This window comes from Parapedomonas caeni (assembly GCF_041060555.1).
Lineage (GTDB): Bacteria > Pseudomonadota > Alphaproteobacteria > Sphingomonadales > Sphingomonadaceae > CAUJIW01.
This window is the reverse complement of the sequence record NZ_JBEUDS010000006.1, coordinates 38,816-52,760: the sequence shown is the minus strand read 5'-3', so window position 1 is coordinate 52,760 and position 13,945 is coordinate 38,816. Positions and strand designations below refer to the sequence as shown.

General features: G+C 67.4%; 6 protein-coding genes. 5 read left to right on the top strand and 1 reads right to left on the bottom strand.

Annotated elements, in window-relative coordinates; translation table 11 throughout:
* Window positions 1-239 precede the first annotated feature (239 nt).
* From ABU113_RS06050 to ABU113_RS06030, 5 genes are all read left to right on the top strand, one after another.
* Window positions 240-3,077 (top strand): LuxR C-terminal-related transcriptional regulator, encoded by a 2,838-nt coding sequence (locus tag ABU113_RS06050; RefSeq protein WP_454558690.1) that lies wholly within the window; start codon window positions 240-242, stop codon window positions 3,075-3,077.
* A 220-nt stretch (window positions 3,078-3,297) separates the two neighbouring features.
* On the top strand, window positions 3,298-5,670 hold the full coding sequence (locus ABU113_RS06045) for a TonB-dependent receptor (protein WP_454558598.1): 2,373 nt from the start codon (window positions 3,298-3,300) through the stop codon (window positions 5,668-5,670).
* Window positions 5,671-5,755: 85 nt separating this feature from the next.
* Window positions 5,756-7,510 (top strand): amidohydrolase, encoded by a 1,755-nt coding sequence (locus ABU113_RS06040; protein WP_454558597.1) that lies wholly within the window; start codon window positions 5,756-5,758, stop codon window positions 7,508-7,510.
* Between the two features lie 18 nt (window positions 7,511-7,528).
* Window positions 7,529-8,980 carry an amidase gene (locus tag ABU113_RS06035; protein WP_454558596.1) on the top strand — a complete coding sequence of 484 codons (1,452 nt, stop codon included), beginning with the start codon at window positions 7,529-7,531 and terminating at the stop codon, window positions 8,978-8,980.
* Between the two features lie 14 nt (window positions 8,981-8,994).
* Window positions 8,995-10,098, top strand: a complete 1,104-nt coding sequence (locus tag ABU113_RS06030) for a class II histone deacetylase (RefSeq protein ID WP_454558595.1) — start codon at window positions 8,995-8,997, stop codon at window positions 10,096-10,098.
* A 120-nt stretch (window positions 10,099-10,218) separates the two neighbouring features.
* Here the strand turns inward: ABU113_RS06030 and ABU113_RS06025 are convergent, their stop codons facing one another.
* Complete coding sequence (locus ABU113_RS06025) at window positions 10,219-13,710, bottom strand: autotransporter domain-containing protein (RefSeq protein WP_454558594.1); 3,492 nt, start codon at window positions 13,708-13,710, stop codon at window positions 10,219-10,221.
* Between the last annotated feature and the right edge of the window lie 235 nt (window positions 13,711-13,945).

Sequence of the window (13,945 nt, the reverse complement as noted above, 5' to 3'; positions counted from 1 at the left end):
CACCATCGCCGCGACCCTGATGTCGTCACTATGCTCACGCCGCCGCCCCGGCGTCTTGTCCAGACGTGCCGAGCCCTTGCGCCGGGGTGCCAGCGACGGCATTTCCCGATCAACGGGCTTGCATATCCATGCGCATCTGGCAGCCTGAACCCGGCGCCGGACGGCGACGACACGACTGCGGCGCGCCGGCCGCGCGCACGAGAAAAAACCGGAACGGAAAGAGCGAGACGGCGTTGAAGATGGACCTCCCGCCCGCCCGCGACAGCGGCCAGGACTCCCGGCGCGATTCCCCGCGCGCGAGCACGCCGGCGATTCCGCTCGCGACAGTCACCGACGGCTGGCTGGCAACCAAGTTCTTCCCGCCCGTCAGCATCGGCCAGCTCGTCGAGCGCTCACGCCTGATCGCGCGCCTGACCGCGCCCCAGACGCCGCGGATGATGATCGTCACCGCACCCGCCGGTTACGGCAAGACAACGGTACTCGCCCAGGCCGAGGCCATCCTGCGCGGCAGCGGACAGGCCACCGCCTGGCTATCGCTGGACGAGCGCGATCGCGAGCCCCGCAACCTGCTGCGGGCCTTGTGCGAATCGTTGCGCAGCCGGGGCGTGTTCGTCAGCGAGAAGGTCGACAACCTGCTCACCACGGTCACCGATATCCGTCTGATCGAGGTCATGCAGCAGTTGTGCCTGGACCTCGCGGCAACCAGTCCGTCACTGGTCTGCTTCTTCGACGACTATCACCTGGCCGACAGTACGGCTGCACGCGACCTGTTGCAGGCGCTGATGGTACTGGCACCCCCGACGCTGCGCCTGGTGGTTGCCGGCCGCACGCTTCCCGAACTGCCGCTGCCGCGGCTCAAGCTGCGCGGCGAGATGGCACACATCGGAATCGACGACCTCCAGTTCGACCAGCAGGAAGCCTCGTCCTTCCTGACCCAGCTGCGCGGCGTACAGCTGGATGACGCACAGATGGAGCTGCTGTTCAACCAGACGGAAGGGTGGATCGCCGGCCTGCAGCTGGCGGCGCTGGCGCTGGAGGGCAGCGACGATCACAGCCGCGTGCTGGCCTCGTTCAAGGGCGACATGCGGGATGTCGCCGACTATCTCGCCTCCGACGTGCTCGCCCGGCAAAACGACGAGCTGCAGATATTCCTGCTGAAAACCGCCGTGCTTGAGCGCCTGTGCGCCGGCGCGTGCGAGCATATCACCGGCATGACCGACGCCCAGGCGATGCTGCGGCACGTGGAGAGTCTGAACCTGTTCCTGGTTTCGCTCGATCTCAACGGCCAGTGGTATCGCTACCATCACATGTTCCGCGATTTCCTGCTGGCCCAACTCGACCGCCGCTGGCCCGATGCGCGCCGAGAACTCTACCGGCGCGCCAGCGACTGGTTCGCCGCCAGCGACCGCGCCGAGGAGGCCCTGCACTACGCACTGCTGGGAGAGGATTTCGATGCCGCGGCCGCCATCATCGAACGCCACGCCACCCAGCTGATGTTCGCCGGACGGATGCCGGAACTGGCGCAATGGACCCAGCGCATCCCCTCCTCCGTCGCGGTGCGCAGGCCCCGCCTGCCCATCTATCAGGGCTGGGCCTTGTTCCACATGCGTCAGCCGCGCGAGGCGACCGCCGCGCTGGAGCGCGCCGAGACCATTCTGGAAACGCACGTCGCCACCGGCTTTCTCAGCGACCCGGCCGAAGTGGGCGAGCTCACCGAGGCCCTCGACATCCTGCGTGCCGGTGTCGCGCTGATCTGCGACCAGCAGCAGCGGGCCTACGACATCACCCATCGCCTGCTCTCCACCGCCAGGCATCTGCGGGAGTTCAACCTCGGCACCGTCGCCAACATCCACGGCTACGCCGCTCACATGCTCGGCCGCAACGAGGAAGCCAAGGCGGCACTGCGACGCGCCCGCGCCCATCACGAAGCGTGCTCCAGCTATTTTGGCGCCGTTTACGCCACCGCCTTCATGGCACTGATCGAGATCGCCGCCGGCAACAGCCGCCGTGCCTACGACCTGCTGGAGCGCATCGAGCGCGACACGCTGGCGCGCGAGCAACGGCGCACCACCTCGTCGGCGGCACCGGCGGCATTGCGAGCCTCGATCCTCTATCGCTGGAACCGCATCGACGAGGCCGACGCGCTGCTGGAGGCCTATCTGCCCCTGCTCACGGACTGTGGCCACCCGGACTGCGCCGCCATCGGCTTCGAGACGGCGGCCTGGATCGCTTTTCACCGCGGCGACGACGCGCGGGTGGAATCACGCCTGGTGGAGGCTGCCAGCGACAGCGACAACGATGTTTCGGACCGGCTGTCGTTGCGGCTGGAATATCATCGCATCCGCTTCGCGCTGTTGCGCGACCGCCTGGATATCGCCGAGCGGCGCGCCGAGTGGCTGGGCATCACGGCGGGCGATGAAATGGACAGCCGCGATCGCGCGTTCGATCGCATCGCCTTCCGGCGCGACCTCATCCGCCTGCGTCTGGCCGCCTTCACCGGCGACATCGGCCGCGCCCGCGCCATCGCCGACAAGCTGGCCGATATCGCCGCGCGCGCCAATCACCTGCAACGCCAGATGGAAGTGGCGGCCATCATGGCCGGCGCGGAATGGCAGGCGGGCGAAACCGATCGGGCGATGGTGCACATGGCCGACGCCGTGCGACTGGCCAGCCGCGACGGCGCCATCCGCACCTTGCTCAACGAACCGGCATTGGAGAGCGTTCTCCAGCACCTTCAACGCGATCCGCTGCATGGCGGTGGCCTGACCGCCGAGGCGCAGGTGCATTTGCGTCACCTGCTGTCGGCCGCGGCGGAAACGCCGACACCGGCACCCGCCGCGCTCCCGACGCCCGCCGCGCCGGCACAACCTGTCGGCGATGGACACCACGATCTCAGCCCGCGCGAGGTCGACGTGCTGCGCCTGCTGGCCATCGGCCGCTCCAACCGCGCCATCGGGCATGAACTCAATGTCGCGGAAAATACCATCAAGTGGCACATCAAGAATATTTTCGACAAGCTGGGCGTGAAGAACCGCACGGAAGCCGTGATTCTGGTGAAGGATCGCGGCCTGATCTGACCGCGCGACCCCGCGATAGCCGCCCGCGACGCGCCCACCCACCCGAAAGTTGGGGTGAAAAAAATGGGCCCAGCCCTCCCTTCGGGTCGGGCGCTCGCTGACAATCCCCCCTAGTCTGGCCAACGATAAAACAAACAGGCAGGGGGTGGAGGCAGGGCGCCAGCAGGCGTTCTGACTGAACACCGCCACAGACGCATAACAAAGTTCAGTGGAGGGCTTCATGAAGCAGAGCAGCTTACGCAATCACTACAAGATGGCGACCGCCTCGTCGCTGGTCGTCCTGATGACAACGCTGGCGGCGCCGATGGCGTTTGCCCAGGCAGCCCCTGGGGCCGGCGACGAGTCGGTGGGCCTGGAGGAAATCGTCGTCACCGCGCAGAAGCGGTCGGAAAGCATCAACGACGTCGGCATCACCATCAACGCCTTCACCGCGCAGAGCCTGGAGAATTACGGCGTGCGCTCGATGGAGGACATGGCGGCGCTGACCCCGGGCCTCACCATCACCAGCACCGCCTCGACCGGCGTGCCGGTGTACACCATCCGCGGCGTCGGCTTCACCGACTACTCGACCGCCGCCTCGTCCACCGTGGGCATCTATTTCGACGAAGTGGCGATCCCCTACGCCGTGATGACCCGCGGCATCTTCTTCGACGTCGAGCGCGTCGAGGTGCTGAAAGGCCCGCAGGGCGACCTCTACGGCCGCAACACCACCGCCGGTCAGATCAACTTCATCTCCCGCAAGCCGACCACCGAGTTCGAGGCCGGCGTGTCGGGCGAATATTCCCGCTTCAGCACCTTCGACATCGAAGGCTATGTCAGCGGCCCGATTTCCGACACCGTGCGGGCCCGCCTGGCCGTGAAGGGCACCCAGTCGAGCAAGGGCTGGCAGCAGAGCCTGTCGCGCCCCGGCGACACGCTGGGCGAGAAGGACGTGTGGGCACTGCGCGCCATCGTCGACTGGGACATCACGCCGGACGCCACCCTGTCGGTGAAGGCGCACTGGATGAAGGACCAGTCGGACAACGTGGCGCCGACCGCCTATGACGGCACCATCATCGGCCTCGGCACGGCTGCTCGCCCCAGCGAAGGCACCCCGCCCTACTCGACCGGCGATAATCGCGCCGCCGACTGGTCGCCGGGCGAATACAAGCCGCAGCGCGACAACACCATGAAGGGCGTGTCCGCGCGCCTGAACTGGGATTTCGACACCGTCACGCTGACGTCGCTCACCGCCTACGACAAGTTCGACCGCACGGAGGCCAACGACTGGGACGGCTGGGCGCTCAACGACTCCAACAACATCAATGTCACCGACATCGAGTCGTTCAGCCAGGAACTGCGGCTGTCCTCGCGCGACGATGGCCCGCTGACCTGGATCGTCGGCGCCTATTATTCGTGGGACAAGATGCATGAAGAGTATAACTACTTCATGCAGGAGAGCTTCTTCTCGCTGGCGCTGGGCATCGACACCCTCGACACCCGCTACAAGCAGAAGACCGAGTCGCTGGCGGGCTTCGCCCACGTCGAGTGGAAATTCGCCGACGACTGGAAGCTGACGCTGGGCGCCCGCTACACCGAGGAAGACCGCAAGTGGTCGGGCTGCACCTATGACAGCGGCGATGGCACGCTGGCCAACGCGCTGAACAACATCATCGTGCCGGCGATGATCCTGCCCAACGGCCTGCCCAACCCGGGCCTCGCCGTCGCCGGTGGCTGCGGCACCTACGACGACATCGCGGGTTCGCCAACCTTCGGCACCTATGCCGGCCTCACCGACAAGATTTCCACCAACAAGTGGATGTGGAAGGCGGGCATCGATTACAAGGTCAACGAGGACACGCTGCTCTACCTCACCGTTTCCTCGGGCTTCAAGTCGGGCGGCTTCAACGGCGCCAACTCGAACACCTCGCAGCAGCTCCAGCCCTACGGACCGGAAAAGCTGCTGTCGGTGGAAGGCGGCATCAAGGCGACGCTGCTCGATGGCGCCATGCAGCTCAACCTGTCGACCTTCTGGTACGACTACAAGGACAAGCAGGAGCAGTCGCTGGCCGTCACCTTCGTCGGCAACATCGGCGGCCTGACCAACGTGCCGAAGTCGGAGATCAAGGGCGCCGAGCTCGAGATGCGCTGGCGCGCCACCAAGGAGCTGACGTTCGATTTCGGTGCCGCCTATCTCGACACCAAGATCAAGAAGTGGATGGCTGTCTCCGACACCAGCGACTACCCGACGATCGACTACGAGGACGCCTCCGGCGAATCGCTGTCGAACTCGCCGAAATGGCAGCTCAACGGCACCGCCACCTATGACCGGCCGATCACCGACACTCTGAACCTGCTGGTGGGCGTCGACGGCTCGTTCATGGATGACAAGCCGGACACGGTGTACCCCTACAAGGCGACCGAATCCTACTTCCTCGCCAATGCCCGCATCGGCATCCACGATGCCGACGACAAGTGGGCGGCGACGGTGTGGATGCGCAACGTCTTCGACAAGGACTACTACACCTCGGCGTTCCTCGGCGGTAACGGCCCGTATGTCCGGGTCAACGGCATGCCGCGCACCTGGGGCATCAAGCTCGACTACAAGTTCTAGTTGCCGTGCGTCTCGGGGCTCCCTCCACGGAGGGAGCCCCGCATTCTTCTCCTTTTCTTCCGGCTACCGACACAGGAATTTCGTGATGATTCGAGATCGCGCGCGCCTTGCCCGTTACCGCCTGACCGCCGCCGCCAGCCTTGGCGCGCTGGCCGGAACCCTGGCCATGACGACAGGTGCTGCCGCCGCGCCGGATCTCATCCTCACCAATGGCGCCATCTATACGCTCGACCCGGCAAAGCCCTGGGTCGAGGCGGTGGCGATCGAAAACGGCCACTATGTGGCGCTCGGCAGCAGTGCCGAAGTCGCCAGGCTGGCCGACAAGAATACCCGCGTCATCGATCTGGGCGGCCGCATGGCGATGCCCGGCATCAACGATGCCCACGCCCACCCGGTGCAAGGCGCGGTGGGCCAGCTCTACAGCTGCAATTTCCCGTTCACGGCGACGCCGGACGATATCGCCGCCACCATCGCCAAGTGTGTCGCCGACAACCCGCGGGCCGAGTGGATCATCGGCGGCCAGTGGGACAGCGGCTTCTTCGACCGCTTCAAGATCGACTCGCCACGCGCCTTCCTCGACAAGGTATCGGGCAACAAGGCCGTCTATCTGTCCGACGATTCCGGCCATAACGGCTGGGTGAACAGCCGGGCGCTGGAACTGGCGGGCATCACCGCCCAGACGCCGGACCCGGCCAGCGGCACCATTGTACGCCTGGCCGATGGCAGCCCCAACGGGGTGCTGCTGGAGGCCGCCAATCCGCTGGTGGAAAAAGTCATCCCGCCGCGCCCGCCGGAGCAGCTCGACGCCGCCGTGCGCGAGGCCGCACGGCTTGCCAACGGCTACGGCGTCACCGGCTTCAAGGACGCCATGGTGTCGGAGCCGGTGCTGGCGGCCTTCCAGCGGGTGGACAACAAGGGCCAGCTCACGGTCCATGCCGCCACCGCGCTGCTGACGCCCTACGAACACCGCACCACGCCGCTCGACGTGGCGACGTTCGTCAAGTTGCGCGACACCTACGCCGCGCCGCACGTCCACACCAATTTCGTCAAGGTGTTCATGGACGGCGTGCCGACCGCCTCGCGCACCGCCGCCATGCTGGAACCCTATGTCGATGCCGAGGGCTTCCCCAAGCATTATACCGGCATGCTGCATGTCGACCCCGATGTGCTGAAGCAGGACATGGTGGCGCTGGACAAGGCCGGTTTCACGGTCAAGATCCACACCGCCGGCGACCGCTCGGTGCGGGTGGCGCTGGATGCCATCGCGGCGGCGCGCGCGGCCAACGGCGCGTCCGACCGCCGCCATGAACTGTCCCACGCCGGCTATATTTCGGATGCCGACCTGCCGCGCTTCAAGAGCCTGAACGCGGTCGCCGACCTGTCGCCCTACATCTGGAGCCCGTCGCCGATCATCGATTCGGTGGTCGGCGCGGTGGGCGAGCGCGGCCGGCATTACTTCCCGGTGCGCACGCTGCTCGACATCGGCGCGCCCGTGCTCGCCGGTTCCGACTGGCCGTCGGCGGTGCCCACCATCAGCCCGTGGCCGGGAATCGAATCGATGGTCACCCGCGCCGACCCCACCGCGACAACGCCGGGCACCTTGTGGCCGGAGCAGGCGGTGACGCTGGCGCAAGCCCTGCACATCTTCACGCTCGACGGTGCGCGCGCCCTGCGGCTCGACGACCGCACCGGCTCGATCGTCAAGGGCAAGTCGGCCGATCTGATCGTGCTTGATCGCCATCTGTTCAGGATTTCACCCGCCGACATCAGCGAGACCCAGGTGGTGCTGACGCTTTTCGAAGGCAAGCCGGTGCATCAGGTCGCCGGCGTCCTGAAATAACCAGCGAGTAGGACAGTCATGCATATTGCCGAATATCTCGATCAGGACGCGACAGGCATCGCCGAGCTGGTGCGCAGCGGCGCCGTCAGTCCAACCGAGCCGGCCCAGTGCGCACTGGCGCTGGCGGAAAAACTCAATCCCGTCATCGGCGCCTTCGCCGAATTCTACCCCGAGCGAGCGACCGCCGACTTCATCAACCGCGCGAGCCACGGGCCGTTCTGGGGCGTGCCGTTCGCCATCAAGGACGCGGTCGCCCACGAGGACGGCCAGGTGATGGAAATGGGCAGCCGGCTGTGCGCCGGCTTGCGCGCGCCCGGCGACACCGACCTGGCGCTGCGCTTCAAGACCGCCGGGCTCATCAACCTCGGCCGCACCAAGGTGCCCGAGTTCGCCTTCAACATCTCCACCGAGGCCCTGCTCTATGGTCCGGCGCACAATCCGTGGCGCCAGGGCTATTCCACCGGCGGCTCCAGCGGTGGCGCGGCGGCGGCCGTGGCGGCGCGCATCCTGCCGATCGCCCATGCCAACGATGGCGGTGGCTCGATCCGCATTCCCGCCAGCTGCTGCGGCGTGGTCGGCCTGAAACCCACCCGGGGCCGGGTGCCGATCGGCCCGGAAGCCGGGGAAGGCCTCGGCGGACTGGGCATCGAACATGTGGTGACGCGCTCGGTGCGCGACACGGCGGCCGCGCTCGACTGGGTGGCCGGCCCCGGCGTTGGCGATCCCTACGAGATCGCCCAGCCGGAGGAGCGCTACGCCAACGTCATCACCCGGGATCCGGCACGGCTGAAGATCGCGCTGTGGCAGGTCGCGCCCAATGGCGACGCCATCGACCCGCGTGTCGCCGCCGCGCTGGCCAGGGTCGCGTCGCAGTGCGAGGCGCTGGGCCATGACGTCGAGGTGGTGACGCCGGACATCGGACTGAGCTGGGACGCCTTCATGCTGGCCAACGCGCAGATGTGGTGCGTCCACATCGCTCACTGGGTCGAGGCGCTGGAGGCGGTGACCGGCCGCAAGGCCACGCTCGATACCGTGGAGCGCACCAGCCTCGCCTGCGTCGACTATGGTCGTACCATGAGCGGGCTCGACGTGATGCACGCGGAGGACAGCTTCAACATCGTCAGCCGCGCCATCGGCCGGCTGATGACGGGCTACGACCTGATCCTGAGCCCGACCATGCCGTTCCTGCCGCACGCCCATGGCGTCTATGACGCCAACGCCGAGGGGCTGGACGGCCTGGGCTGGACCGCCAAGATCTTCAAGGGCAGCCCGTTCACGCCGCTGTTCAACGTCACCGGCCTGCCAGCAATCTCGCTGCCGCTGGGCCATGACGAGACGGAGGACCTGCCCATCGGCATCCAGTTCGGCGCCGGCTTCGGCCGCGAGGACCGGCTGCTCGGCATCGCCGCCCAGCTGGAGCGCGCGATGCCGTGGGCCGGGCGCCGCCCCACCCTTCCCTACGGCATCTGATCGAGGTCTTTTCCATGACGCGCAAAACCGGTTTCGTCTGGCACGAGCTTTACATGTGGCACAACACCGGCCGCCATGCCGGGGTGATGCCCGCCGGCCTCACGGTGCAGCCCTATGAGCACGCGGAGAACGCCGAGACCAAGCGGCGGTTCAAGAACCTGATGGACGTCGCCGACCTCACCCGCAAGCTGGTGGCCATCGACCCCCGGCCCGCGACCGAGGCGGACATCCTGCGCGTCCACACGCCGGAGTATCTGGCCCACGTCAAAAAGGTCAGCGAGACCGGCGGCGACGCCGGCCCGTTCACGCCGATGGGCGTCGGCTCCTACGAGATCGCGTTGCTGTCGGCCGGCGGCGTGATGGCGCTGACCGACGCGGTGATCGACGGGCAGGTGGACAACGGCTACGCGCTGGTGCGCCCGCCCGGCCACCACGCCATGCCGGACATGGGCATGGGCTTCTGCATCTTCTGCAACGGCGCCGTCGCCGGCCGCCACGCGCTGGATGCGCGCGGCCTGGACCGCATCGCCTATGTCGACTGGGACGTCCACCACGGCAACGGCACCGAGGCCGCCTTCTGGCGCGAGCCGCGCGCGCTGACCATCTCGATCCACCAGGACCGCTGCTTCCCGCCCGATACCGGCGGCATGGAGCAGATCGGCGAAGGCGCCGGCGAGGGCTACAACATCAACATCCCGCTGCCCCCCGGCTCGGGCTATGGCGCCTACGAGGCCACCTTCGACCGCGTGGTGCTGCCGGCGCTGCGGGCCTACAAGCCGGACATGATCTTCGTGCCGTCGGGCTTCGATGCGGGCGGCCACGATCCGCTGGGCCGGCAGATGATGCACAGCCGCGGCTATCGTGAACTCACCGCCAAGCTGATGGCGGTCGCCGACGAGCTGTGCGGCGGCCGGCTGGTGATGAGCCACGAGGGCGGCTACAACGCGCCGACGGTGCCCTATTACGGCCTGGCGGTGGTGGAACAGCTCTCCGGTATCAAAACCGCCATCGAGGATCCGTTCGGCCCGATGCTGGAGGCGCTGGGTGGCCAGGAACTGCAACCGCACCAGGACGCGCTGATCGCGCGGGCGGAAAAGCTGGTCGACCGCCTGGGATGAGGCGCCTGCCCTGAACGTCCCGGCGGGCACGCTCCGCTCCACACACGCATCACGCACACAAAAAAGCGGCGGGAACCGAAGTTCCCGCCGTCTTTTTTGCTGGCGTCGGTTGCGCTACGCTTAGAAGCGCACGCGCAGACCGCCGATCACCGCATGGGCGGTCTCGCCCTTGCGCAGCTGGGCATCGTAGTCGACGTAGAGGTCCACGTTCTCCGTCGTGTCGATGCTCAGGCCGGCGCCGAGGCTGGCCGCGTCACGCCCCGGATTGGCGCTGACCACGCCGAGGCTGGCGCCGGCAAGCACCGGGGTCAGCATGTCGTTGGCCTTGTTGAAGTCGTGCAGCCAGAAGGCGCGCGCCTCCGCCGTGATCGCCACCGACTTCAGCGCATAGACATGCTGGGCGCGCACGCCCGCCTTGCCCTGCAGCGCGGTGAGCGTCTCCTTGTCGAAGGTGAGGCCGGTGACGGCCGAACCGCCCTCGGTCAGTGCCTTACGGTTGCCGCGGTCCCAGCGCAGGCCGGCCGTCGGCTCGACGGTCAGGCTGCCCAGCGACAGGCGGGCACCGGCCGACAGGTCGGCCGCCCAGCTGTGACCCTTGGCGCTGCTGTCGTTGGCGACGGCGCCATCCGCCAGCACCACGGAACGGCTGGTGGTATAGCGGTCCGAACCGTAGGCGACCACGGCGTCGACGAAGTAGCCCGACTGCGCCCAGCTGGCGTAGGCGAAGAGCTGCGTGCTCTTGGCGTTGCCATGGCCGAGGTCCATCGAGCGGGCATCAACGTCGCCGCTGATCGCCGCCAGACCGGCGCCCAGGCGCCAGCCGCCGCCGAGGGCGACATCGAGACCGGCGGCCACGCCGGCGACGTCGTACTTGTAGCCGAACGCCATCGCGTCGCCGCTGACATGGCCGGTGCGGCCGATGCCCTGCACCCACAGCACTTCACCCGGCTCGACGTTCTCCACCATCGCGGCGGCGTCGCCGGCCTTGCGGCTGCCGGTCGCCTCGCGGGTGGCATCCGAGATCGGCGTCACCGACTTGCGGCCCGAACGCAGGTTGGCCAGATGCTGACCGACGGCGCCACGGGCAAGACGACGACCCTCCAGGCCCGCCGCCAGCAGGTCGGCGTGGATTTCGCCGCCCAGCTGCTGCATCGAGGTGCGCAGTCCGCCCGTGTCAAGGCCGGCGAGGTTGAAACGCAGGCTGGCGCCGGCGTCATCGTCGCGCAGACCGTCGATGGTGGTGGCGACGGCCCCGGCGTTGCCCTTCAGGCCAGCGACATTGGCGAAGGACTCCGGAGTGATCGCCAGCACGATGGTGTTGGCGTTGTAGAAGATGTCGAAGCGGGTGCCATCAGCCAGACCCTCGTCCGGCTGCACCAGCGTATCGAAGCTGCCCTCGACGCCACCATCGGCGGCGACGACGATAAAGGTGTCGCCCACTTCCGGCGTGAAGTCGTTGTTGGCGTCCCCGGTGATGCCGCGCAGCAGCGGTTCGATGCTGCCATCGGCGGTGAAGGTGCCGGAGGCGAGCACGCGGGAATAATTGCCCGCGCCGGTGCCGGTGCCCAGGCCGTCGATGTCGATCTGCAGCGTACCGCTGGCCAGCATGGCGACGTCGCCATCGACCGTCATGGTGCCCGGCGAATTACCCGGCGCGAACCTGCCGGCGACCTCGACGTTGCCGCCGATGAGGCCGGTGCCCCGCAGGGTGCCTGGCTCATAGACCCAGACATTGCCGGTGAACACGGCGTTCTGCGACAGCGTGCCTTCCTCGACACAGGCGCCGATGTCGTTGCTGGCGTCCGCTGCCAGCACCAGGCGGCCGCTGCCCTGCTTGAGCAGGCAGGACGGGCCGGAGGCGCCGCCGGTCAGCGTGACCGTGCTGGCGCCGGTGTCGATGGCGCCGCCGTTGAAGGTCAGCGCGCCGGTGAAGGTGTAGTCACCGTCGGTGGTCAGGGTGCCGCCGCTCAGGCCGATCGGGCCGGTGGCGTCGCCGCCAGCTTCGGTGACAATGGTCAGCGTGCCAGCGGTCAGGTTGATGGCGCCCGTCGCCACGCTGGTCAGCGCAACGTCGTTGCCGCCAACGATGGAGAGGATGCCAGTGCCGCCGAGGCCACCGCCCAGCGTCAGGTTGCCGCCCGAGGTGTCGAGCGTGCCGCTGGTGACGTTCAGCGCGCCGGTGAAGGTGTAGTCGCCGTCGGTGGTCAGGGTGCCGCCGCTCAGGCCGATCGGGCCGGTGGCGTCGCCGCCAGCTTCGGTGACAATGGTCAGCGTGCCAGCGGTCAGGTTGATGGCGCCCGTCGCCACGCTGGTCAGCGCAACGTCGTTGCCGCCAACGATGGAGAGGATGCCAGTGCCGCCGAGGCCGCCACCGATGGTGACGTCGCCACCCGAGGTGTCGAGCGTGCCGTTGGTCGCTTCGACCACCAGACCCTGGTTCAGCGTCACGCCATCGCCGGCGCCCTGGCCGAGCGTCAGGGTGCCGCCGGCAAAGGTGATGTCACCACTGCCCAGCGACGACGCATCGTCGATCTCGATGTCGCCTTCCTCGATGCGGGTGCCGCCCGAGTAGGTGTTGGCCCCCGTGAGGACCAGCGTGCCCGCACCGGTTTTGGTGAACTGGCCGCCGCCGTCGATCACGCCGGTCAGCGTCAGGTCAAAGCCATCCGTGTCGACAGTGCCGCCCGCGCCACCCACGGTGAAGCCGTTGCCGATTTCCTGCGAGGAGGTCACCAGCAGCGTACCGCCGGCGAATGTCGGGTTGACCTCCGAGTTGGCAAGCTCGTCGGTGGTGTAGGCTTCCTGGTCGGTGTCGATGTCCGGCGTCGTGTCGCCGACAGTAACCACGGAAAGGCCCGCCGGCACGCTGTTGAGCTGCACCGTGGAGAAGGTCAGGTAAGCGCCGGCGCCAAAATACTCGCCACGACCATTGGCGATCAGCGTCACCGAGCTGAAGGAGTTGCGGTCGTCGATCGCCGCGACGAAGTGCTCCTCGCCCGCAATCGAGGTGCTGATGCCGCCCACCAGCAGCGGCGTGCCGCCGTTGAACAGCATATAGACTTCCGAGGCGTTGACGGTGCCGCCGTCAGGCGTCGGATTGTTCAGCGTGCAGCAGGTGCCCCAGTTGGTGACGTAGAGGCCGACCGCATTCATCAGATAGGGCGTGGTGTAGCCCGCGTCGGCGAAGAATTCGACGGTGTAACCCAACGCCACCGCGCCGGCCCAGGTGCCGTCGTGGGAGTTGCCCCAGCCGGTGAAGCCGTCGCTCTGTTCGTCGCCGTCGACCGAGTTCATGAACCCGGCGTTCTGCGACTGGCTGGTGCGCACATAGACCGTCTCGGCGCCGCTGGTGACCGTGAAGCTGGCACCGGTATTGTTCATGATGTCGTAGGTGAAGATATTCGACGTCTGGGTGTCGTTGTTCGCCAGATTATAGGCCGCGTCGGCGGCAGTAATGGCGTTGACGAAGGTCGTCTCGCCCGCCACCAGGTCTTCGTTGAAGAAGACAGTGGGAACGGCCTGCGCCGTACCGGCGAGGCTCGCCAGGCCGGCGGCGAGGGCAACGACCGAGGCCGAGCGGTTCAGTGTGGCAAGGGCGGGAAACTTCCGCATGATAGTGCTCCTGTTGCTTGAGCGGGATTCGAGTGATCGCGGATAAACCGATGGCACAGCACTCCGTCTGGCCTCGGGGAACTGCCCGGGCGCCAGCGTGAGAAATGTGTTCGGAGGAGAAGCGGCCTAGCCGGTCGGCGGGTGTCGATGACCGGACGCGGTGCCGACGCACCTTGGCGTCGATACGGGATCGGCGTGGCGTGATGTACTCATGGCTACCTGCGACAATGACGAT